19 protein-coding genes are annotated in these 21,696 nt (G+C 65.5%); 10 read left to right on the top strand and 9 right to left on the bottom strand.

Features of this window, described 5'->3' with window-relative positions:
• Nucleotide 1: 1 nt before the first annotated feature.
• The 5 genes from FJ967_RS26395 to FJ967_RS26375 all read left to right on the top strand — a co-directional run bounded on the left by FJ967_RS26395 (nucleotide 2) and on the right by FJ967_RS26375 (nucleotide 5,187).
• Nucleotides 2-718, top strand: coding sequence for a uroporphyrinogen-III synthase (locus FJ967_RS26395; RefSeq protein ID WP_140735254.1), 717 nt, complete (start codon nucleotides 2-4; stop codon nucleotides 716-718).
• A 111-nt stretch (nucleotides 719-829) separates the two neighbouring features.
• The gene (locus FJ967_RS26390; RefSeq protein ID WP_140735253.1) at nucleotides 830-2,314 is read left to right on the top strand and encodes a COG4223 family protein; all 1,485 of its coding nucleotides are present in this window, start codon (nucleotides 830-832) and stop codon (nucleotides 2,312-2,314) included.
• Between the two features lie 10 nt (nucleotides 2,315-2,324).
• On the top strand, nucleotides 2,325-3,920 hold the full coding sequence (locus FJ967_RS26385; RefSeq protein ID WP_140735252.1) for a heme biosynthesis protein HemY: 1,596 nt from the start codon (nucleotides 2,325-2,327) through the stop codon (nucleotides 3,918-3,920).
• Between the two features lie 52 nt (nucleotides 3,921-3,972).
• Nucleotides 3,973-4,452, top strand: a complete 480-nt coding sequence (locus FJ967_RS26380; protein ID WP_140735251.1) for a TerB family tellurite resistance protein — start codon at nucleotides 3,973-3,975, stop codon at nucleotides 4,450-4,452.
• Between the two features lie 18 nt (nucleotides 4,453-4,470).
• On the top strand, nucleotides 4,471-5,187 hold the full coding sequence (locus FJ967_RS26375) for a glutamine amidotransferase (RefSeq protein WP_140735250.1): 717 nt from the start codon (nucleotides 4,471-4,473) through the stop codon (nucleotides 5,185-5,187).
• 64 nt (nucleotides 5,188-5,251) lie between these two features.
• Here FJ967_RS26375 and FJ967_RS26370 read toward each other — a convergent pair whose 3' ends face one another.
• From FJ967_RS26370 to FJ967_RS26335, 8 genes are all read right to left on the bottom strand, one after another.
• Nucleotides 5,252-5,482, bottom strand: coding sequence for a hypothetical protein (locus FJ967_RS26370; RefSeq protein WP_140735249.1), 231 nt, complete (start codon nucleotides 5,480-5,482; stop codon nucleotides 5,252-5,254).
• Between the two features lie 71 nt (nucleotides 5,483-5,553).
• The gene (locus FJ967_RS26365; RefSeq protein WP_140735248.1) at nucleotides 5,554-6,792 is read right to left on the bottom strand and encodes an MFS transporter; all 1,239 of its coding nucleotides are present in this window, start codon (nucleotides 6,790-6,792) and stop codon (nucleotides 5,554-5,556) included.
• 157 nt (nucleotides 6,793-6,949) lie between these two features.
• Nucleotides 6,950-8,050 (bottom strand): aminotransferase class I/II-fold pyridoxal phosphate-dependent enzyme, encoded by a 1,101-nt coding sequence (locus FJ967_RS26360; protein WP_140735247.1) that lies wholly within the window; start codon nucleotides 8,048-8,050, stop codon nucleotides 6,950-6,952.
• Nucleotides 8,051-8,290: 240 nt separating this feature from the next.
• A complete protein-coding gene (locus FJ967_RS26355) occupies nucleotides 8,291-8,755 on the bottom strand; it encodes a MucR family transcriptional regulator (RefSeq protein ID WP_140735246.1) in 465 nt (154 codons plus the stop codon).
• A 205-nt stretch (nucleotides 8,756-8,960) separates the two neighbouring features.
• A complete protein-coding gene (locus FJ967_RS26350; protein WP_140735245.1) occupies nucleotides 8,961-9,665 on the bottom strand; it encodes an ROK family protein in 705 nt (234 codons plus the stop codon).
• A gap of 13 nt (nucleotides 9,666-9,678) precedes the next feature.
• Nucleotides 9,679-11,055: a glucose-6-phosphate dehydrogenase gene (zwf, locus tag FJ967_RS26345; RefSeq protein ID WP_140735244.1), complete on the bottom strand. Its 1,377-nt coding sequence runs from the start codon at nucleotides 11,053-11,055 to the stop codon at nucleotides 9,679-9,681.
• Nucleotides 11,056-11,077: 22 nt separating this feature from the next.
• A complete protein-coding gene (gene gnd / locus FJ967_RS26340) occupies nucleotides 11,078-12,094 on the bottom strand; it encodes a phosphogluconate dehydrogenase (NAD(+)-dependent, decarboxylating) (RefSeq protein ID WP_140735243.1) in 1,017 nt (338 codons plus the stop codon).
• A gap of 54 nt (nucleotides 12,095-12,148) precedes the next feature.
• Nucleotides 12,149-14,566 carry a glucan 1,4-alpha-glucosidase gene (locus FJ967_RS26335; protein ID WP_140735242.1) on the bottom strand — a complete coding sequence of 806 codons (2,418 nt, stop codon included), beginning with the start codon at nucleotides 14,564-14,566 and terminating at the stop codon, nucleotides 12,149-12,151.
• 212 nt (nucleotides 14,567-14,778) lie between these two features.
• Between FJ967_RS26335 and FJ967_RS26330 the strand changes: the two genes are divergently transcribed.
• The 4 genes from FJ967_RS26330 to FJ967_RS26315 are packed head-to-tail and all read left to right on the top strand — an operon-like array spanning nucleotide 14,779 to nucleotide 19,279.
• Nucleotides 14,779-15,792, top strand: coding sequence for an ABC transporter substrate-binding protein (locus tag FJ967_RS26330; protein WP_140735241.1), 1,014 nt, complete (start codon nucleotides 14,779-14,781; stop codon nucleotides 15,790-15,792).
• A gap of 36 nt (nucleotides 15,793-15,828) precedes the next feature.
• On the top strand, nucleotides 15,829-17,349 hold the full coding sequence (locus FJ967_RS26325) for a sugar ABC transporter ATP-binding protein (protein ID WP_246675393.1): 1,521 nt from the start codon (nucleotides 15,829-15,831) through the stop codon (nucleotides 17,347-17,349).
• A 1-nt stretch (nucleotide 17,350) separates the two neighbouring features.
• Nucleotides 17,351-18,328 carry an ABC transporter permease gene (locus FJ967_RS26320; RefSeq protein WP_181176149.1) on the top strand — a complete coding sequence of 326 codons (978 nt, stop codon included), beginning with the start codon at nucleotides 17,351-17,353 and terminating at the stop codon, nucleotides 18,326-18,328.
• Between the two features lie 3 nt (nucleotides 18,329-18,331).
• Nucleotides 18,332-19,279 (top strand): ABC transporter permease, encoded by a 948-nt coding sequence (locus FJ967_RS26315; protein WP_140735239.1) that lies wholly within the window; start codon nucleotides 18,332-18,334, stop codon nucleotides 19,277-19,279.
• Between the two features lies 1 nt (nucleotide 19,280).
• On the opposite strand, the gene FJ967_RS26310 is transcribed toward FJ967_RS26315, so the two are convergent.
• Complete coding sequence (locus tag FJ967_RS26310; protein WP_210243593.1) at nucleotides 19,281-20,048, bottom strand: TetR/AcrR family transcriptional regulator; 768 nt, start codon at nucleotides 20,046-20,048, stop codon at nucleotides 19,281-19,283.
• Here FJ967_RS26310 and FJ967_RS26305 point away from each other — a divergent pair.
• Nucleotides 20,005-21,675 (top strand): MFS transporter, encoded by a 1,671-nt coding sequence (locus FJ967_RS26305; RefSeq protein ID WP_210243592.1) that lies wholly within the window; start codon nucleotides 20,005-20,007, stop codon nucleotides 21,673-21,675. The two genes, FJ967_RS26310 and FJ967_RS26305, sit on opposite strands and share 44 nt — an antisense overlap.
• The last annotated feature ends 21 nt before the right edge of the window (nucleotides 21,676-21,696 follow it).

Here is a 21,696-nt window from a genome sequence, read left to right as displayed (position 1 = left end):
CATGCTTCGCGTCCTGGTGACCAGGCCGGAACCAGGCGCGTCGCGCACGGCGCGTCGGCTTGAAGATGCAGGCTATGAGCCGCTTCTTTTGCCTCTGACCGCGACGATTGCCTTGCCTGTCGATGCCGGACTGATCGGAGGCGACGCCGTCGTCGTTGCCGTCACCAGCGCCAATGCCCTGCGCCATGCCTCGAAGGAGACGATCGCGGCGCTTGCCGACCTGCCTTGCCACGCCGTGGGCGCCAGGACCGCCGAGGCCGCGCGCAAGACAGGTTTTGCGTCCGTCGTTGACGGCCCCGGCGATGCCGGATCGCTGGCCGATGGCCTCGCGGCGGCCTTTCCCGGCAAGGGTATCGACTATCTCTGCGGACGCGTGCGCTTTCCGCTGTTCGAGCAGAGGCTGGAAGCCTCTGGAGTCCGGGTCCAGGCCGTCGAGACATATGACACAGTAACGGTGGGGTATCAGGACGAGGCCATCCTCGCGCGGCTGTCCGGCCGACCGGTCGATGCGGTGCTGCTCTATTCGGCCACGGCGGCGGCGGCGATGCGAGCCCTGATCGGGAAACCGGCCCTGAGCGGTATCTTTGAAAGAACACGGTTTTTCGCGCTTTCAGCGCGCATCGCCGCCGCCTTCGGCGACGCCGCCGGCAAAGCAATCCACAGCGCGGCCAGGCCCGACGAGGAGGCGCTGCTGGCGCTTTTGCGGACTCCAGGTTGAGCCGCGTCATCACACCGCCCCTTTTCACCGCTTGGTGATGTGCTAGACCCTTTCTGAGAACCATCACGCGCCGCCGGGCGTTGAGACGAAGCGAATTTTGCGGAGCCATGCATGGTCAAGACGCCGAAGATGCGACACTCGAAAAGCCGCCGCGAGCCGGTGACCATCGATCTCGAGCCCGGCGCCGTCTCGCGCATCGTCGACGAGGATGCCGCCCAAACCGATGACACGAAGACCGATGAAGCCAAGGCCGAGGAGGCCGTGACCGCTTCCCAGCCGCAGGCTCCCGAGGAGCCGATGCATGCCGACCAGACCGATCTCGAACCCTGGGAGCATGCCGATGCCGCCGCCCGGCAGGCCGGCACGGAGGCGCAGCCAGGCGCCGAAAGCAAGGCCGGAGAGCCGGAATTGCCTTATCCCGGTTCGAATGCATCGGAGAGCCGTGCCAAGGCCTCCGACTACAATTTCGATGATGCCTCATCGAAGGGCGGCGACGACAACAAGGCAAAGACCGAGACGCGGAGCGAGAAGATGGCGCCGACGCCGCCTGAGGCAAAGCGTGGCGGCCTCAATGGCATTGCCGCCGGCATTGTCGGCGGTGTCATCGCGCTTGTCGGTGCCGGTGGGCTGCAGTTTGCCGGTCTGCTCGGCGCGCCGGGCTCCGGCGCGGGTGTGTCGCTCGACGGGGTCAATGGCGAGATCGCTTCGCTCAGGACCGAAATCGCCGGCCTGAAGGAAACCGGCGGCGACAACGGCGCCTCGGCCAAGGTCGACGGCCTGTCGTCGGCGCTCGACCAGGTCAAGAGCGATGTCGCGGCGTTGAAATCGGCGGTCGAACAGGGCGGCGCCGGCGACAATGCCGGGCTTGCCGCCCTTGGCGACAAAGTCAAGCAGATCGAAACGGCGGTCGCGGCGCTCGGCAAGGCCGGCAGCGCCGCCCCCGTCGATCTTGGCCCGATCAACGAAAAGCTCGCCGGCCTTGATGCGCTGGTGAAATCAAGCGGCGAGGCGGCGAAGGCGCAGGAGGGCCGGCTCGCCGCGCTGGAGCAGTCGGTGTCGCAGCTTTCCGGCAAGGTCGACGCACAGGCATCGCAGCCGAAGATCGCGCTCGCCATTGCCGCTTCGGCGCTGAAGGCCGCGCTCGACCGTGGCGCGCCATTCTCGGCTGAGCTCGATACGCTGGCCGCGATTTCGCCCAATGCGCCTGAGCTCGCGACCTTGCGCCCCTATGCCGAAAAGGGGGTTCCGACCCGCACCGAGATCGCCTCGCAGATGGATGCCGCGGCCAATGCCATGGTCGCCGCCGCCACCCCGGTCGACCAGAATGCCGGCTTCCTGCAAAATCTGATGGCGAGCGCCGAATCGCTGGTCAAGGTGCGGCCGATCGGCGCCGTCGAAGGTAAGGGCGCGCCGGAAACCGTGGCGCGCATGGAGGTTGCGGTCACTCAGGGCGACTACGCCAAGGCGCTTTCGGAATATGACACGCTGCCGGAGGCCGTGAAGGCGGCGGGCGCCGACTTTGCCGGCAAACTAAAGGCGCGCATCGAGGTCGAAACCCAGGTCGACGCGCTGATCTCCGGCGCGATGAAGGCATGAGGGCAACACGATGATCCGCCTGCTCGCCTTCCTCATCGTCGTCTTCGCTCTCGGGCTGGGCTTTGCCTGGCTGGCCGACCGGCCGGGCGACATGGTCGTCACCTTCAACGGTTACCAGTACCAGGTCAGCCTGATGGTGGCGGCGGTGGCCGTCGTCGCCGTTGTCGCGGCGGTGATGATCCTGTGGTGGCTGGTCAAGTCGCTGTGGAACAGCCCCTACACCATTTCGCGCTATTTTCGCGTGCGCCGCCGCGACCGTGGCTATCAGGCGCTGTCGACGGGTATGATCGCCGCCGGCGCCGGCGATGGCGCGCTGGCCCGCAAGAAGACCAAGGAAGCGGCCAAGCTGATCCGTTCGGACCAGGAGCCGTTGATCCATCTGCTCGAGGCGCAGGCATCGCTGCTCGAAGGCGACCATGAAGGCGCGCGGCAGAAGTTCGAGAGCATGCTTGACGATCCCGAAATGCGGCTGCTCGGCCTGCGCGGGCTTTATCTGGAAGCCGAACGGCTGGGTGATCGCAACGCCGCTCGCCACTATGCCGGCCGTGCCGCCGCGGTGGCGCCGCAACTGGCCTGGGCCGCCGAATCGACGCTGGAGGAACTGACCGCGCGCAGCGACTGGGACGGCGCGCTGAAGCTGGTCGAGGCGCAGAAGTCGACACGGCAGATCGAACGCGACGCCGCCAGCCGCCGCCGGGCCGTGCTGCTCACGGCCAAGGCCCAGGCGCTCGCCGATAGCGATCCTGCCGCCGCCAGGACAGCCGCAATGGAGGCCAACAAGCTGCAGCCTGACTTTGCGCCGGCCGCGGTTGCCGCAGCCGCCGCGCTGTTCAAGCAGAACGATGTCCGCAAGGGCTCCAAAATCCTGGAGACGGCATGGCGAGCGGAGCCGCATCCGGAACTGGCTGAGCTCTATACCCATGCCCGGCCGGGCGACGCGGTGCTGGACAGGCTGAACCGGGCGAAGAAGCTGCAGGACATGAAGAAGAACCATGCCGAATCGTCGATGACGGTGGCGCGCGCCGCGCTCGATGCGCAGGAATTCGCGACCGCCCGCCGCGAGGCCGAAGCGGCGATCCGGATGGACCGCCGCGAGGGCGCCTATCTGCTCCTGGCCGACATCGAGGAGGCCGAGACCGGCGACCAGGGCAAGGTACGGCAACTGCTTTCCAAGGCGGTGCGGGCGCCGCGCGATCCGGCCTGGGTCGCCGACGGCGTGGTCTCGGAGCGGTGGGCACCGGTATCGCCGGTCACCGGGCGGCTCGACGCCTTCGAGTGGCGCGCGCCGATGGAACGGCTTGGGCAGCTGATCGACAGCCGCGAGGATGCGCCGGATGCTCCAGTCGCGGCCATCGAAGCGCCGCCGAAGCCCGTCGCGGAAAAGCCGATCGACGTCATCGATCATGCCGCGGTTGGAAGCGAGAGCAAGCAAGCCGACAACCAGGCGGATCACGTCACGCCGGTGACGGCGGCGGCGTTCGCGGCGGTGCCAACCGATGCCGAGGCCGTCGAGCCGGCGGAAGAGCTGGCGCGCCTGCCGGATGATCCCGGCGTCGATCCGGACGAGGACGCGGAAAAGTCGCCACGCCGGTTCCGGCTGTTTTGATTTTGGCCCGCGGGCGATAGACCTGGCCGCCGGGCCGTTTGGGAATGGATTGATGTTCGAGCGCGTTCTGTCGTTTCTCAGGGATTTGCCGGCCGGTTCGGGCAGCCACACCAGCACGGACGATCCGCGCGTCGCGGCTTCGGCGCTGCTCTACCATGTGATGAACGCCGATGGCGTGCGCCAGGATGTCGAATGGGAGCGCTTCAAGGCGGTGCTGGCGCAGAGCTATTCGATCAGCGGCGCCGAACTCGAAGCGCTCGCCGCCGCCGGTGAGCGCGCCGACAACGAAGCGATCGACCTCTACGCCTTCACCAGCGTGCTCAAGCGCCATCTCGATGCCGAGGGACGCAAGGCCTTCATCGGCCTGATGTGGGAGATCGTCTACGCCGATGGCGAGTTGCACGAGCTCGAGGACAATACGGTGTGGCGCGTCGCCGAGCTGATCGGCGTCGAGCGCCACGACCGGGTCGAGGCGCGTCGCAAGGCGGCGGCGCAGGCGCCGGGCGCGCGTGGAACGTCGAGCGACGAATAGACGGGATCCCGCCTGACGATGCCGCGCAGACCAAGCCCGAAGCCAAAGATCCTGATCGTGCTGCATCAGGAGAATTCGAGCCCCGGACGCGTCGGCCACATGCTTTTGCAGGAAGGCTTCGATCTCGACATCCGTCGGCCGCCGCTCGGCGACGCCTTGCCGGAAACGCTAGACGGCCATGCCGGCGCGGTGGTGTTCGGCGGGCCGATGAGCGCCAATGACGAGGACGAGTTCGTCCGCCGCGAAACCAATTGGCTGGAAGTCCCGCTCAGGGAAAACCGGCCGCTGCTCGGCATCTGCCTCGGCGCGCAGATGCTGGCCAATCATCTTGGCGGCAAGGTCGAGGGCCATGGCGATGGGCTGGTCGAGATCGGCTGGTATCCGCTCAAGGCGACCGAAGCCGGCCGGAAACTGATGCATTGGCCCGAAATGGTCTACCAGTTCCACCGCGAGGGCTTTTCGTTGCCTGATGACGCGACGCTGCTGGCCACGAACGAGACCTATCCCAACCAGGCCTTCCGCTATGGCGACAATGCCTGGGGCATCCAGTTCCACGGCGAACTGACCAGGGTGATGATGCAGCGCTGGGTGGTGCGCGGCGCGCACCGCTTCGAACTGCCCGGTGCGCAGCCCGGCCGCGACCATCTCGGCGGCCGGCTGATCTGGGACATGCATCTGAAGCGCTGGCTGGACGAGTTTTTGGGTATGATCTTTGGCAAGCCGGTGGCGCGGTAGCGGCAAGCCGGCGGTCGAAACGGCCGATGGCCCGGTTTTTGAACCGGGAGGCGACGCGCTTCGGTTACGCCGAAAAACTCACGCTCACGCCACGCTGGCGGAAATAGGCCTGCATCAATTTGCGGCCCGAGCGGTTGTTCTGCGCCAGCTTGGCGGGATCGAACACTGCCTGCTTTTTGCCCTCTCGCGTCAGCGCGGCCTTGAGCGTCGCGATATGGGCGTCGATGTCGGCATTGTCCGCCCGCAGCGACGCGTAGATGCTGTCGGTTGCCTCGGCCACGGTCGGTTCGCTCACTTTTTTCGTCCTTTGTTGATCGGGCGGCGGCTTAGCACAGATTCGCGGCTGCGCCGATACCGATGAAACCGTCAATTGCGGCTGTTCAAATGCCGCACGCGCTGCAGCGCCGGGAACAGGTATGCCCACAGGCCGGCAACCGCGACGGCGCCGACGCCGCCGATCACCACGGCCGGAACCGTGCCGATCAGCGCCGCCATGGTGCCGGCGCGGAATTCGCCGACCTCGTTGGAGGCGCCGACGAAGACCTGGTTGACGGCGTTGACGCGGCCGCGCACCTCGTCGGGTGTCCACAGCTGGATCAGCGTTTCCCTGATGTAGACGCTGAACATGTCGGTGGCGCCGAGCAAGGTAAGCGCCAGGATCGACAGCCAGGTGACGGTCGACAGGCCAAACAGGACAGTGCATGCACCGAACGCGGCGACGAAGCCGAGCATGATCTTGCCGGCATTGTCACGAAGCGGGTGCCCGGCCAGCCAGACGGCGACGCAGATGGCGCCGATGCCGGGCGCCGAGCGCAACAGGCCGAGGCCCCACGGACCAAGCTCCAATATGTCGCGGGCATAGACCGGCAGCAGCGCCGAGGCGCCGGAGAGCAGCACGGCAAAGAGGTCGAGCGAGATGGCGCCGAGCACAATCTTCTCGCTCCAGATGTAGCGAAAGCCGGCAAACAGCGTCTCCATCGTCGGCTTGTCGGTCGCGGTCTGCTGAGCAGGCTTGGGAATGGTGAAGATCAGCAGGCCGGCCACCAGCATCAGCACGGAAGCGACGGCGTATGCGGCTTCGGCCGAGACGCCATAGAGCAGGCCGCCGGCGACCGGTCCGATGATGGTCGCCGTCTGCCAGGCGGATGAGTTCCACGCAATCGCGTTGCCGAAATCTTCCGGCGGCACCAGATTGGCGAACAGCGACGATGATGCCGGGCCGTAGAAGGCACGCGCCATGCCGAACAGCGCGAGAACGACGAAGATCGGCAGCGGACTGACGAGGCCGCGCAGCGTGAAGTACAGGAGAACGAGGGCACAGCATGCCTCGACCACCGTCGCCAGCGCCATGATCAGGCGGCGGCCGAAGCGGTCGGCGACGACACCGGTGACCAGCACCAGGAGCAGCGATGGGAGGAACTGGACGATGCCGACAATGCCGAGGTCGAAGGGGTCACGCGTCAGATCATAGATCTGCCAACCGACGGCGACGGAGACGATCATGGTCGCGAAAGTGGTGAGAAAGCGGGCCGTCCAGTAACTGAGGAAGGCCTTGTGCCGGAAAGCCGCATAGCGCTGCTCCGGCGAAGTTTGTTCAGGCATCATTGGATATGGCCCCGTTGCGATGGCATCGGCTGGCGGGGCACTTCCCGGATGGGCGCTGGTCCGACCAATGGACTTGGTGAAGTTCGGCGCGCATATGCGTCAAAATCAGGCGTGGATCAAGGGACTTTCGCGCGGCGGCGTGGATCGCACGATGAAGTTACCGCCGCAACGCAGCCGAAATCGCCTCGAGTCCGCCCTTCAACTCGGCCTCCGTCGGCCAGCCGAAGCCGACGCGGAAGAAGCGTTTTTCCATTTCGAACCAGTGGCCGGGCCCGACATAGGTGCCGTGGTCTTCCAGCAGCCTGACATAGAACCGGTCGAGGTCGAAGCCGGGATCGACATCGAGGCGCGGGAAGCCGACGACACCGCCCTCGGGCCGCACCCAGTCCACCAGGGGCTCGCCATCGATCCAGGCCTGGACGATGTCGCGGCGCTTTGTCATCTCGGGCAGCAGCGTGGCCAGGAACGCGTCGCGACGCTCCAGCATGCCGCGCGCGATGCCTTCGTCGATGACGCTGCCGCAGATGCCGATCTGCTCCTTGGCGGCGAGGAATTTTTCCTGCAGGGCGGCATCCCTGGTGATCAGCCAGCCGATGCGGATGCCGGGAATGCCGAAGGCTTTCGACAGCGACGAGACGCTGATCGCCTTCGGGCTCAGCGATGCCGCCGCGGGCAGGCGCCTGCCATAGGAGAGATCGCGATAGGTCTCGTCGACGAGCAGCCGGCAGTCGCTCGCCTCGGCGAGCGCGACCAGCGCGTCGAGATCGGCGCGGCGCATCATGGTGCCGGTCGGGTTGTGCGGGCAGGTGACGCTGATCAGCCTGGTGTTCGGCCGCATCGCGGCCTTGATGGCCTCGATATCGAGGGCGAAGCCGTTCTTGAAGGCGAGGTCGACGAAGCTGATGGCGCAGCCGATGGCCCTGGGCGTTTCGATGTTGGTGGCGTAGTTGGGCCTGATGACGACGAGATGATCGCTGGCCGACAGAAGCGAGGTCGAGATGATGAACAGAGCGCCGGCGGCACCCGCCGTCACCAGCACGTCGTCGGGCGAAATGCCGGCATCCTGAGCCGCGACCAGCGCGCGCAACTCCCTATCACCGCGATGCTCGCCGTAGAAAAGCGTGAGATCGGGAAGGGACAGGCCGATGTCAGAGAGCTTCTGGTCGGCGATCGAGCTCTCGGAGAGATTGTAACGGATACGGTCGTAGCCGTATTCCTCCGGCGCTTCCTTCTCGATCACCATCCTGGTGTAGTTCATGGCTTCCCCCGGATCACCTTTGTCGGATCAGGATGACGCTGGCTGGATCGTCATGCTGATCATCTGTCAGTTGAGCATGATCTCTGGACAAACGAAAACCGTTTGTCCGAGAAGACCGGCCTCCACCTTTCGGGATCATGCTCCGACTATCCAAGCCACAAAAGCACGAAGCCTGCCAAGGCGGATTCGCCGGCAGGCTTCTATTCCAGTTGTCCTAACTATTGGCTCAGGGGGAATTGCTCAGGCCGAGACCTTCGCCTTGCGCCCCTTGGCCTTGACGGGTGCGACATCGACGGCCTTGCGGCCGAGGCCGATCGACTTCGCCAGTTCGGAACGCGAAGCGGCGTAGTTGGGGGCAACCATCGGATAATCGGACGGCAGGCCCCATTTGGCGCGGTAGGCATCCGGCGTCAGGCCGAAATGCACGCCGAGATGACGCTTGAGCGATTTGAACTTCTTGCCGTCCTCGAGGCAGATGATGAAATCCGGCGTCACCGACTTCTTGGGGTTGACCGCCGGCACCAGCGGTTCGACGACCGGTGCGGCCGGTTTGCCAAGCCCGCCGATGGAGGTGGCAACGCTGGCGATCAGGTCCGCCAGACCGGAGGCGGGCAAGCGGTTCTTCTCGACATAGGCCGATACGATGTGGGCGGTCAGCTCCAGAAGGTCGATATCCTTGCTGGCGTGGCTGTTTTCGTCGGTCAATTTATTCCTCCATCCATGGCGCATGACCTCGAAAATGGGGCCGTTTTCAAAAAGGATAATGCGCAAATTAAAGTGCGTCGTCTCTGTGCGTCCCGCGCGACGCGATGTAGTAGGGCTGAATTCCTAGTCGGCAAATCTCGGCAATGCAATCTATCGGCGCGGCATCACACGCTATTTTGAACAACTATACTAAACTGTAATAATATCAGACGATGAGGGCCTTGTCGCGCCACAGACGAAATCCGCCTTCGAAGGCGCGTGTGTTGTCGCCGCGCCTGGAGTTGGCGGGCAATTCGTCGAGCTTGTCAACATTGCCGCCGCCGATGACGACATAGTCTGGCTGCAGGGCGGCGCTCAGCCGGTCGACGACGTCGAAGACATAGCCGCGCCACTTCTTCTTGCCACGCTTTTCCAGGCCGCGCTCGCCGACATAGTCCTCGAAACTGTGGCCTTTCCTGTAGGGCAGGTGGGCGAGTTCCATCGGTTGGGCGACGTTGTCGAAGACCATCGCCGCGCCGAGACCGGTTCCGAGGCCCAGGAACAGCATGCGACCGCCCTGATAGCTGCCGACGGCCTGCATCAGCGCGTCGTTCACCACCTTGACCGGCTTGCCGAACGGCGCGGCGAAGTCGTAGCCGGCCCAGCCCTTGCCGAGATTCTTGGGATCGAGCACCGGTTTGTTGTGACGCACCGGACCTGGATAGCCCATCGAGATGACGTCGTAGGACAGGCCCTGGGCGAGCTTCTTGACCTTGTCGATCATCTGCTTCGGCGTCAGGTCCGGGCCGGAATCGGCGCGGCGTTCCTGGCCGCCGTCGCTGGTCAGAATCTTGACGTGCGAGCCACCGATGTCGATCGCAAGGACGACCTGCCCGGTATCCGATGCAGCCTGCTTCACCGCCTTGGCCATCTTGTCACTCCGCTCATGCCACCGGGTCGATCCAGCCATTGGGCGGGCCGAAGCCGGCCATGGCGTCGGCCGGCCCCCATGTCTTGGGTTCGTAGAGATGCGGCGGCGTGGTGTCGCCGAGCACCGGACCGACGATGCGCCAGGCGAGTTCGGCCGCATCCTGGCGGGTGAAGAGCTGGCCATTGCCGTTCATGGCGTCGCCGATCAGCCGTTCATAGGGCGGCATGTCGCCCTTCGAATCGTCGAGCGCGGTCAGTTCCACCTGCTCGCCGATCATGTCGTCGCCGGGCGCCTTGCGCTGCGCGCCGATGGCGATCATCACCTGCGGGTCGATGCGGAAACGAACGTAATTCTGATCGGCGGGCTTGATCGGGTCGAAGACGTCGAGCGGCGGCCGCTTCAGCCGCACCACCACCTCGGTCACATGCACCGGCATGTTCTTGCCGGCGCGGATGAAGAACGGCACGTCCTGCCAGCGCCAGGTGTCGACGAAGAAACGCACCGCCGCGAAGGTCTCCACCGGCGAGTTCGGGGCCACGCCGGGCTCGGCGAGGTAGCCGGCGAACTGGCCGCGCACAACATCGTCCTTCGTCAATGTCCGGATAGCGCGCAGCACCTGCACCTTCTCGTCGATCAGGTCGTCGGCGGAACGGCCGACCGGCGGCTCCATGGCAAGCAGCAAAAGGATGTTGAGCAGATGGTTCTCGATCACGTCGCGGATCGCACCGACATCGTCATAGAATTTGCCGCGGCCCTCGACGCCGAAATCCTCGGCCATGGTGATCTGCACGCTTTCGACGAAATTGCGGTTCCAGATCGGCTCGAGCAGGGAATTGGCGAAGCGGAAATAGAGCAGGTTCTGGATCGCTTCCTTGCCGAGATAGTGGTCGATGCGGAAGATCGATTGCTCGTCGAACACCAGATGCAGCACCCGGTTCAGCCAGCGGGCCGACTGCAAATCGTGGCCGAAAGGCTTTTCCACCATCAGCCGCGCGCCCTGCGCGGTGCCGGATTGCTCCAGCCCCTGCACGACGGTCTCGAACATGGACGGCGGCACCGCCATGTAGTGCAGCGGCCGCCGGGCGCTACCGAGCGCGGTCTTCAGCTTCTCGAAGGTTGCCGGATCGCGGTAATCGCCGCTGACATAGCGCAGCAGCGAGGCAAGCTTGGCGAACACCGTCTCATCGACGGCGCCGAGGGCATGGACTATGCCGTCACGGGCGCGGTCCTGCAACTGCTTCAGATCCCAGGCGTCGAACGCGACGCCGATCACCGGTTCGGTGAGCGTGCCCTTGGCGACCATCTGGTAAAGCGCTGGAAATATCTTCTTGTGGGCGAGGTCGCCGGTTGCTCCGAAGAGCACCAGCGTGTCGGACCGTTCCTGGCTCATGCGTGCGTCTCCCCTCTCGCCGTCACTTGCCGCCCTTCGGCTTTTCGATGTGGCCGCCGAAAGCATAGCGCATCGCGGACAACAGCTTGTCGGCGAATTCGGATTCGCCCTGCGAGGAGAAGCGGTCGAACAGAGCCGATGACAGGACCGGCGCCGGCACGCCGGTGTCGATCGCCGCTTTCAGCGTCCAGCGGCCTTCGCCCGAATCCGAGACGCGGCCGCCGAAGTTCGCAAGCCCCGGATCGCTCTTCAACGCGCCCGCGGTAAGATCGAGCAACCAGGAACCGATGACGCTGCCATGCCGCCAGACCTCGGCCACTTGGGGAAGGTCGATGTCGAACTGGTAATATTGCGGGTTTTCCAGCGGGCTGGTCTCGGCGTCCGCCGTGCGCTGCCTTTTGCCGGCATTGGCCGATTTCAGGATGTTCATGCCTTCGGCATAGGCGGCCATGACGCCATATTCGATGCCGTTGTGCACCATCTTGACGAAGTGACCGGCGCCGCTCGGTCCGCAATGCAGATAGCCATAGGGGGCGGTGCCGGCGGTCTTGTCGGGGGTGGCCGCACCGGCGTCGAGCCCCGGCGCCAGCGTGGCGAAGATCGAATCGAGGTGCTGCACCGCCACATCGGGCCCGCCGATCATCAGGCAGTAGCCCCGCTCCAGCCCCCAGACACCGCCGCTGGTGCCGACATCGACAAGATGCATACCCTTGGCGGCGAGTTTCGCCGCCTGGTCGACGGCGTCGTGATAGTAGGAATTGCCGCCGTCGATGACGATGTCGCCGGGCTCCATCAGCGCCGCGACCTGGTCGATGATCTTGCCGGTGATCGCCGCCGGCAGCATCAGCCAGACACAGCGCGGCTTGGCCAGCTTGCCGACGAATTCCTCCAGGGAGGCTGCTCCCAAGGCGCCGTCGGCGACCAAGGCCGCGACGCTGGCCGGATTGATGTCATAGACGACGCATTCGTGGCTGTCGCGCATCAGGCGCCGCACCATGTTGGCGCCCATCCGGCCCAGTCCCATCATTCCGATCTGCATGGTTTTGTCCCTGTTTCCTGAAAAAGAGTCTCGGGTTTCCCTGGGGAAGGGGGTCTACTGGCTATCCTGCCCGCCTGATATGACAGAGAAGTCGACATTCTCCCAATCGCCGCTGCCGGGCCAGAAAAAAGTGAAGATCAGGGTGCTTCCGCTGGGGAGGCTGGCCGTCGGCAGGTCGACAAGGTGGATGCCGAAGGTGTTTTCGACGGTCTGGCTATCGCGCACTGTTACCCAATTGTCGGCGCTCCAGTGGACGGTGGCGGCGGCCAGAAGTTCGATGCGCAGCGTCTTGCCTTCGGGCAGGGCGCGGATCTTGTTGTTGAAGCGCCATGTCCTGAACGGCGAGACGGCTTTGTCCCTGATGTAGCGCGTGACGCCTTGCGGCGGCATGTCGAAGACGGCGCCGTCGCGCAGCGAGCGCAAGAGCTTGATGTGCTCGGAATGCGCCCAGACCAGCGGCATGGCGCTGCCCGAAGGCTTGCCGTGCAGCAGCTCGCGGTCCGCAATATCGGCGCCGTCCCAGACCTGTTCCGGCAGCAGGCCGCCGGATCCCGCGGAGCCTTCCAGCGCATCGAGCAGGCTGGCCGCCTTGTCCTTGCGCCCCGCCGCCAGCTCGTAATGGGCGCGTTCGCCGGCAAGCAGCGGCCAGGGCCGGCCCTGGCCGGTGCCGTCGAAGGGCGAGCCGTCCTCGTGTTCGCCATAGCCGTCGCTGTTGTAGCGGTACCAGAGCGGACCTTGCGGCAATTCACAGCGCAATTGCGCGTCGATGACCTTGACCGTGTCGAGGATGCGCGGATCGCTGGCGGCCCTCAGGCCAAAGCGCACCAGCGCCAGCGCGTCGGGGCTGACGATTTCCTCAGCGGGCCGGTCGGTGTCACCCGGCGGCCGGTTCTTGATCGGGACATAGCCATCCCTGGGCGAACCGGCATCGGCGCTATCGGGCGGCGCGATGCGCACGTAATAGCCGTCGACGCCCATCGCCTTGCAGGTGGCGGTGCCGGTGACATAGGTCCAGCGCTCGACCTGGTCGTTCCAGCCATCGGCGGTTTCGCGCAGATAGGCCGCTTCTTCCTTCCTGCCACAGGCGTCGAGCAGGTCGGCGCCGGCAAGCAGTGCCGCGATCTCGACGGCCAGCGTGAACGGGCTGTAGCCGGCGTCTTCTTCCCAGCGGTCCTCGCCGGTGACGGGGCCATTGCGCACGACATAGGAAGCGGCGCGCTCGATCATCGGCAGAAAGGCCTCGAGCCCGGTGGCCGGCAGATGGCCAGCGCGGTGCAAGGCGTCGGCCAAGAGGAGAGGAAAGGCGCACTCGTCCATCTGGATACCGGGCCAATAGGCGGAGCCGTCAAGCCAGGCATTCTGCGGCCAGTGGCCGTCCGGCTGCTGGATGGAGCGGAGGTATTCAAGGATCTGGAGCGCCGAGGCGGCATCGCCGGCGGCGAGAAAGCTGCCCGCCGTCTCCACCAGGTCGCGCGGCCAGACCAGGTGGTAGCCGCCGAGATCGTCGTCGCCCTTGTTGAATCCCCAGGGGATCGACAGGCTGGCCACCGCGGCGCCCGGCATCGCTGATGACCGGTGGGTCGCCAGCACGGCGGTGGAGACGCGGTAGCTGTTGATCCCGGACGCCGCGCGGCGGTCCAGCGGCAGCAGTCGCGCCTGCCATTCGCGCCATTTTCCGACGTAGGATTCCGCGGCCGGCTCAAAACCTTGCCTCAGGCTGGCGAAGGCGTTCCCGGCGGCTTCGTCCGGAGTCGCGCCAAAACCCAGCGCCAGCACGGCCTTTGTCTTCGTGGCGGTGAAGCCGATCTCGCCGGTCAGCGCGACATTGCCGTCCTCGGCGCGCCGGCAAGCCGGATCGAGCTCGCCGGCATGGTTCAATTGCTGCCAGCCATCGGAAACACCGACATAGCCGGCCGAACAATCCTGCCAGGGCAGCGAGGAGGCCAGCGCCAGGCAGGTGCCGCGCCCCGAGGCAAACAGGACGGGCTGTGCCTCGTACTCGCCGATCCACGCGGTGTTGCCCATGCCGGCGTTGACGAGATGCGGCGCCAGAAGCGCGTAGACGCGGTAGTCCGCGGCAGTGCCCTTGAGCGGCGTGAAGGCGACTTCCTGCAGCAGCACCGGGCGGGCAGGATCGGCCAGGATGCGCTTCTCGATCCGGTAGGCGCCGTCATCGGCCGTATTGGCCAGCATGTAGGCCGGCACGCCGTCCTCGAACGGCTCGATGGCGTGCGCGGCGTCGCGCTTTTCTTCCGAGAAATATCCGCCCTTGCCGGTGACGATCAGGCCCAGATCGCGCGTGCAGGCGCTGTCGACGCGCGGATAGTAGATTTCGTTCAGGATGCCGTGGCTGAGGGTGAACCAGACCTGGCCCGCCGGCGAAAGCGCGGTTCCGACGCCGCTCTTGGCGCTTGACGTCCAGCGCGCCGGAATTCCCGGTGCGCCTGGGGGAACGATCGGCGTCGCCGTCATGCTTTCAGCCTCATATCCGCATGCCTAGCCCATCAGCCGAAGCCTTTTCAATCGTCGCACCGCAATGTGATCGTGGGCTCCTCACCGATTGCAGTTGACAGCTTGCCGGCCCTTCTGCACTTTTGTCTGACAATAGATAAAAAACAGGGCCACTTTCCACACCACTTTGATCCGCAGGCAGCCAGACCATCAACACTCGGGAGGAGTATGACATGAAGAAACTGTTCGTTCTGGGCACCCTTGCAGCGGTGCTCGCAGCCGGGACGGCTTTCGCCGACACCAGCGGCAAGAAGATTGCGTTTTCCAACAATTACGCCGGCAATTCGTGGCGCCAGGCGATGCTCGACAGCTACGGCATCGTCACCAAGAAGGCGGTCGACGACAAGATCGTCGGCGCGGCCGACGTCTTCACCACCGCCGACAAGGAGGTGCCGACGCAGGCCGCCCAGGTGCAGAACCTGATCCTGCAGGGCTATGACGCGATCGTCATCAACGCCGCCTCGCCGGATGCGCTCAACGGCGCCATCAAGCAGGCTTGCGATGCCGGCATCGTGGTCGTGTCCTTCGACGGCACCGTCACCGAACCCTGCGCCTACCGCGTCGTCGTCGACTTCAAGGACATGGGCAAGCAGGAAGTCGAGCAGATGGCCAAGTTCCAGCCCAAGGGCGGCAATCTGCTGGAAATCCGTGGCCTGGCCGGTACCTCGATCGACGATGCCATCCATGCCGGCATCCTCGAAGGTGTCGCCGCCCATCCCGAATTCAAGATCGTCGGTTCGGTGACCGGCGACTGGGACCAGACCACGGCGCAGAAGGCGGTGGCGACCATCCTGCCGTCGCTGCCCGACATCGTCGGCATCGTCGACCAGGGCGGCGACGGCTATGGCGCCGCGCAGGCCTTCGCCGCGGCCGGCAAGCCGCGCCCGACCATCATCATGGGCAACCGGCAGGACGAACTGAAGTGGTGGAAGGAGCAGAAGGAGAAGGACGGCTACCAGACCTGGTCGGCGTCGATCGCGCCCGGCGTCTCGACGCTCGCCTTCTGGGTGGCGCAGCAGGTGCTCGATGGCCGCAAGGACATCCCGCACGATCTCCTGGTGCCCTACCTCGCCTTCACGCAGGACGATTTCGAAGCGGCACTGCCCAAGATCAAGGAGGGCGGCGTCGCCACCCACGAATACACGCAGGAAGATGCCATCGCGGCCATCAAAGCCAACATCAAGTGATGTGCCGTTGCCGTCCGTATCGCCGAGCGGATATCGTTGAGCATGGCTGATGCCGACGTCATAAGGCTGAACGGCGCCGAGAAACATTTCGGCGCCGCCAATGTTGAGGTCGTAAGACTTGACGGCGCCGAAAAGTATTTCGGCGCCGTCAGGGCCTTGGCTGGCGTGGATTTTCATGTCGTATCAGGCGAATGCGTCGGCCTTGTCGGCCACAATGGTGCCGGCAAGTCGACGCTGATGCATATGGTGGCGGGCACCCTCACGCCCGACGCCGGCACCATCGGCGTGCATGGCAATGCCGAGGCGCACTATTCGGTGTCGCGGGCTCAGCAGCTCGGCATACGCTGCGTCTTCCAGGAGCTGTCGCTGTGCCCCAATCTCAGCGTCGCCGAGAACACGCGCATCAACCACGCTGCGCTCTCCGGTTTTGGCTGGCGGCGCAGGGCGGCCGACCTGATCTCCGCCAAGCTCGACGAAATCTTTCCCGACCACGGCATTTCGGCGTGGGACATCGTCGGCGATCTCTCGATCGGCCGGCGCCAGATGGTCGAGGTGGCGCGCGCCTTCACGGTGACCCGGGACCGGCTCGATCTCGTCATCCTGGATGAGCCGACCTCGTCGCTCGATGCCCATACGGCAGGCCAGTTGCTCGCCTTCGTGCGCCGCTTCGTCGCCGGCGGCGGCAGCTGTATCCTGATCTCGCATGTGCTGGGCGAGGTGTTGCGCAACGCCGACCGGATCGTGGTGATGCGCGACGGCAAGGTGGTGGCCTCGGACGCGGCCGGCGCCTTCGACCGCGACCGTCTGGTGACGGTGATGGGCGGAACGGAAGCGCGCGAGAGGACCGCCGCGCAGGCCGCTGCCGCCAAACCGGGCGCCAGTCCGCTGCGGGTTCGGGCGCGGCCCGCCGGGCAGGCCGACGGCAAGGATCTTGTCGCCTGCGCGGGCGAGATCATCGGCCTTGCCGGGCTGGCCGGTCATGGCCAGACCGACTTGCTGCTGCGGATCTTTGATGCTGCCGCGCGCGCCAAAGCCGGCATCGAGGTCACGGCGCCGGTGGCACTGGTGGCCGGCGACCGCCAGTCGGACGGAATTTTCCCGCAATGGTCGATCGCGCAGAATATCGGCATCCGTTCGCTGGCGCGTCTGCGCAACGGGCTGCTGATCTCGCCGCGCCGCGAGGCCGAACTGGCCACGCTCTGGCAGAAGAAGATCGGCATCCGCACGCCCGACATGGACAACAACATCTTCTCGCTGTCGGGCGGTAACCAGCAGAAGGCGCTGTTTGCCCGCGCGCTGGGGTCGGATGCCGAGATCGTGCTGATGGACGACCCGATGCGCGGCGTCGATATCGGCACCAAGCTGGAGGTCTACGACCTCGTGCGCGAGGAAGCCGCCAAGGGCCGCACCTTCCTGTGGTATACGACCGAAACCGAAGAGCTCGACAATTGCGACCATATCTATGTGTTCAAGAACGGTCGCATCGTCGCCAACCTGACGCGCGACGAGCTGACCGAAGAGAAGATCATCCAGTCCTCTTTCGGCGATGCGGCCTGAGATGAGCGCGCCCATCGACAATGGCTTCAAGGGTTCGGCGGCGCGCAACGCGGCGGCGCGGGCGCGCCTGTTGCGCGGCTTGCTGCCGGCATTGTCGCTGGCGCTGGTCCTGGCGGCAATCGCCTGGCTCAATCCGCGCGCCATCAGCTATTTCGGCTTCAGCCTGATGCTGAACCTGGCTATTCCGATCGCGCTGGCGACGATCGCGCAGATGTTCGTCATTGCCGGTAACGAGCTCGACCTGTCGATCGGCACTTTCGTCGGCTTCGTCGGCTGCGTCACCGCGACCTGGCTCAAGGACGCGCCGCTCATCGGCGTCGCCATCCTCGCCGGCTCGATCGGTATCTATGCGCTGCTCGGCGCGCTGATCCACCTGCGCAATCTGCCGTCCATCGTGGTCACGCTCGGCATGAGCTTCGTCTGGCAGGGGCTCGCCATCCTCGTCCTGCCCAAGCCCGGCGGCAAGGCGCCGGACTGGCTGCTGGCGATCATGTCCTTCAAGCCGCCGCTCATTCCGTTCCCGATCATCGCCGCGCTGCTGATCGCGGCGGTCGTGCATTTCGGCCTGATGCGCACCTCCTACGGCGCGATCCTGCGCGGCTCCGGCGGCAATCCGGCGGCGCTCAGGCGCGCCGGCTGGTCGCTGCTCAAGACCAAGATCGTGCTGTTCGCGCTGGCCGGCCTGTTCGGCGTGCTGTCGGGCATGGCGCTGATCGGCATCACCACGTCGGCCGATGCCAATATCGGCAATGGCTATACGCTGCTGGCGATCGCCGGCGTCATTCTGGGCGGCGGCGAGTTCGTCGGCGGCCGGGTTTCGCCGATCGGCGCCGTCATCGGCGCGCTCACGCTGGCGCTGGCCGCGTCGCCGCTGCTCACCTTCATGCACATCCCGCCCGACTGGCAGGTGGCCGCCAATGGCGCCATCCTGATCATCGTGCTGGCGGCACGGGTGCTGATCAGCCGCAGGGAGAGGTGAGCCATGGCCTCGCTGAAAACGCTGCTCGCAAGACCCTGGATCTGGTCGTTCGTCGGCGCGCTGCTGGTGTGGCTGGCGACGATCGCCTTCACCGGCGGCTATGGCGCCGGCGGCATGGTCACCGCGGCGCTGTCGCTTGCCGTGTTCACCGTCATCGTCGGCGTCGGCCAGATGTTCGTCATCACGCTCGGGCCGGGCAATGTCGACCTGTCGCTGCCGGCCAATATCGGCCTCGCCAGCGCGGTCGCCATGAAGGTGATGGGCGGCAGCGACGCCATGATCGTGGTGGGCCTGCTCGCCGCGCTCGCCTGCGGTGCCGCGATCGGCGCCATCAACTATCTCCTGATCTGGGCGCTGCGCATTCCGCCGATCATCGCCACGCTGTCGGCGAGCTTCATCATCCAGTCGGTCGACATCAGCTATGGACGCGGGCTGCAGATCAAGCCGCCACCGGGCTTCGCCGATTTCACCAACTGGCAGGTGCTGGGCATTCCCGTGCTGGCGATCCTCACCGTGCTGTTCACCATCGGCGCGGCCATCGCGCTGCAGCGCATGATCTATGGCCGTTCGGTGCTGGCGATCGGCCAGAACATTCGCGCCGCCTGGCTCGCCGGCGTCAATGTCGGGCGCATCCGCTTCCTCACCTACACGCTGTCGGGCGCGCTCGGCGGCATCGACGGCGCCCTGCTTGCCGGCTATTTCCGCGGCGCCAATGTCGATATCGGCAATGAATATCTGCTCGCCTCGATCGCCGTCGTCGTCATCGGCGGCACGTCGGTCGCCGGCGGCAAGGCCAATGTGCCCGGTGTGTGGGGCGCGGCGCTGTTCCTGGTGCTGCTGTTGACCATGCTCAACACGTTCGGCGTCAGCGCCGGCGTGCGGCTCCTGCTGACCGGACTGATCATCGTCGGAGTGATCACCGCTGCAGGCGGCGAGAAGACGGTGCGCTGACTCAGCCTTCTAGGTGCCGCGCCAGCATCAGCCTCAACTCTTCCAGGACGCCGTCGCGCAAGCGTTTCTCACCAACCAGGGCCAGCGGGATGCGCATAAGCTGCGGCACGATCACGGCCAGCCGCTCGGCCTGACCAGCCGGCAGCGGCGGCTCGGCTTGCGCGAATAGCGCCGCGATCTGCCCGCGCCGGTGTGCGCGCATCTTGCGTCGCCAGCCTTCGTCGCCGGGCAGGTCGAGCAATGCCGAATAGGCAGCATGCGTGGTGAGAAAGTCGCCGAGCACGCCAAACAGCGCATCGGCGATCGCCGCTGCGTTCAGGCCGCCGGTACGCTCGCGCAAGACATCGAGCCGGGCCGACAGATCCTCGGCGTTCTCGGCCAGGATGGCTTGCGCCAGCGCCTCCTTGGTCGGAAAGAACAGATAGAGCGTGCCTATCGCGGCACCCGCGCGGGCGGCGATCTCTGTCATGGTCGTCGCCTCGAATCCCTTCTCGACGAATAGCGCCGAGGCGCTCGCCGTCAGCGCGGCGACCCGCTCGCGGCCCCTTTTTTGCTGCGGCGCACGCGGATTCGCTGTCGGGGCTCTTGCTTTTTCCGAGGCCATCCTCATATTTCCAAACCTGAGACTATCCTCATATATTACGCTGACGGCAATCGCGCCAGCGCCGTCGAGAGTTACCACCATGAATACCGCCGCAGACAGTCGCCCGCAGAGCCACAAATGGATGGTTCTGAGCAACACCACGCTCGGCATGCTGGCCGCCGCCATCAACGGCTCTATCCTGCTGATCAGCCTGCCGGCGGTGTTTCGCGGCATCGGTCTCAAGGCGCTCGACCCCGGCAACATCAATTACCTCTTGTGGGCGATCATCGGCTACATGATCGCGACAGCGGTGCTCGTCGTCGCCTTCGGCCGGCTCGGCGACCAGTTCGGGCGCGCGAAAATGTACAATCTCGGCTTCGCCATCTTCACCGCCGCTTCGATCGCGCTCAGCCTTTTGCCGGGCCAGGGTGATTTCGCCGCGATCTACCTGATATCGGTGCGCATCATCCAGGGCATAGGCGGCGCGCTGATCATGGCCAACTCGACCGCGCTGCTCACCGATGCCTTCCCCGAAAACGAGCGCGGCTTCGCGCTCGGCATCAATGTGGTGGCGGCGATCGGCGGGCAGTTCGTCGGCCTGCTGATCGGCGGCCTGCTCGCCGACACGGACTGGCGGCTGGTGTTCTGGATCAACGTGCCGTTCGGCCTTGTCGGCACGGTCTGGGCATATCTCAAGCTGCATGACGCTCCGAACCGCTCGACGCACACGATCGACTGGCTCGGCAACGTCAGCTTCGGGCTTGGGCTGGTTCTGATCCTCACCGCCATCACCTATGGCCTGCAGCCCTATGGCGACCAGGTCATGGCCTGGTCCAGCCCGAAAGTGCTGGTGCTGTTTGCCGTCGGCTTCCTCTCGCTGATCGCCTTCATCCTCATCGAGCAGCGCGTGGCCAAGCCAATGCTCGACCTGAAACTGTTTCGCATCCCCGGCTTCGCCTATGGCAATATTGCCAATCTCGCCTCGGGCATTGCGCGCGGCGGGCTGCAGTTCATGCTTATCGTCTGGCTGCAAGGCATCTGGCTGCCGCTGCACGGCTATTCCTTCGAGGAGACGCCGCTGTGGTCGGCGATCTTCATGCTGCCGCTGACCGCCGGCTTCCTCATCGCCGGCCCGGTGTCGGGCTATTTCTCCGACCGGATCGGCGGCGTGCCCTTCGCGGTCGGCGGCATGGTCGCGGGCGCGGTGAGCTTCGTCGCCTTGATGGCGCTGCCGGCCGACTTCTCCTACGCGGCCTTTGCCGGCCTGCTGTTCCTCAACGGTCTCGGTTCGGGCCTGTTCGTGGCGCCGAACTCGACTCAGATCATGAATTCGGTGCCGGCGCGCGAGCGCGGCCAGGCTTCGGGCATGCGGGCCACCACCACCAATGCCGGGCAGGTGCTGTCGATCGGCCTGTTCTTCAGCCTGATGATCGTCGGCCTTGCCGCCAGCCTGCCGCAAAGCATGGAGGCGGGCCTGCTGGCCCAGCACGTGCCGGAAGGGGTGGCGCACCAGATTGCCAACATGCCGCCGGTCGCCAGCCTGTTCGCCGCCTTCCTCGGCTACAATCCGATGGGCGAGCTGATACCGGCGGATGTGCTGCACGCCCTGCCGCAACAGAGCATCGACACGCTGACGGGCCATGCCTTCTTCCCTGAATTGATGTCGGGGCCGTTCAAGCATGGGCTGGTCTTCGCCTTCACTTTCTCGGCCTTGCTCTATCTCATCGCGGCTTTCGCCTCCTGGCGCGGCGGACGCGGCAAGGATGCCCTCATGCCGGAGATGCTGGCCACGGAGGCCGCCGGTCGAAGGTAGGTTTTGCCGCTAATCATTGTG

The sequence above is a fragment of the Mesorhizobium sp. B2-3-4 genome (genome assembly GCF_006442315.1).
Lineage (GTDB): Bacteria > Pseudomonadota > Alphaproteobacteria > Rhizobiales > Rhizobiaceae > Mesorhizobium.
This window is presented reverse-complemented; position numbering and strand designations above follow the sequence as displayed.

Bases quoted from the DNA above. Each gene is read 5' to 3' on its own strand.
- FJ967_RS26395 (WP_140735254.1), top strand. From the start codon at position 2: ATGCTTCGCGTCCTGGTGACCAGGCCGGAACCAGGCGCGTCGCGCACG.
- FJ967_RS26390 (WP_140735253.1), top strand. From the start codon at position 830: ATGGTCAAGACGCCGAAGATGCGACACTCGAAAAGCCGCCGCGAGCCG.
- FJ967_RS26385 (WP_140735252.1), top strand. From the start codon at position 2,325: ATGATCCGCCTGCTCGCCTTCCTCATCGTCGTCTTCGCTCTCGGGCTG.
- FJ967_RS26380 (WP_140735251.1), top strand. From the start codon at position 3,973: ATGTTCGAGCGCGTTCTGTCGTTTCTCAGGGATTTGCCGGCCGGTTCG.
- FJ967_RS26375 (WP_140735250.1), top strand. From the start codon at position 4,471: ATGCCGCGCAGACCAAGCCCGAAGCCAAAGATCCTGATCGTGCTGCAT.
- FJ967_RS26365 (WP_140735248.1), bottom strand. From the start codon at position 6,792: ATGATGCCTGAACAAACTTCGCCGGAGCAGCGCTATGCGGCTTTCCGG.
- FJ967_RS26360 (WP_140735247.1), bottom strand. From the start codon at position 8,050: ATGAACTACACCAGGATGGTGATCGAGAAGGAAGCGCCGGAGGAATAC.
- FJ967_RS26350 (WP_140735245.1), bottom strand. From the start codon at position 9,665: ATGGCCAAGGCGGTGAAGCAGGCTGCATCGGATACCGGGCAGGTCGTC.
- zwf (WP_140735244.1), bottom strand. From the start codon at position 11,055: ATGAGCCAGGAACGGTCCGACACGCTGGTGCTCTTCGGAGCAACCGGC.
- gnd (WP_140735243.1), bottom strand. From the start codon at position 12,094: ATGCAGATCGGAATGATGGGACTGGGCCGGATGGGCGCCAACATGGTG.
- FJ967_RS26335 (WP_140735242.1), bottom strand. From the start codon at position 14,566: ATGACGGCGACGCCGATCGTTCCCCCAGGCGCACCGGGAATTCCGGCG.
- FJ967_RS26330 (WP_140735241.1), top strand. From the start codon at position 14,779: ATGAAGAAACTGTTCGTTCTGGGCACCCTTGCAGCGGTGCTCGCAGCC.
- FJ967_RS26320 (WP_181176149.1), top strand. From the start codon at position 17,351: ATGAGCGCGCCCATCGACAATGGCTTCAAGGGTTCGGCGGCGCGCAAC.
- FJ967_RS26315 (WP_140735239.1), top strand. From the start codon at position 18,332: ATGGCCTCGCTGAAAACGCTGCTCGCAAGACCCTGGATCTGGTCGTTC.
- FJ967_RS26305 (WP_210243592.1), top strand. From the start codon at position 20,005: ATGGTTCTGAGCAACACCACGCTCGGCATGCTGGCCGCCGCCATCAAC.
- FJ967_RS26310 (WP_210243593.1), bottom strand. From the start codon at position 20,048: ATGGCGGCGGCCAGCATGCCGAGCGTGGTGTTGCTCAGAACCATCCAT.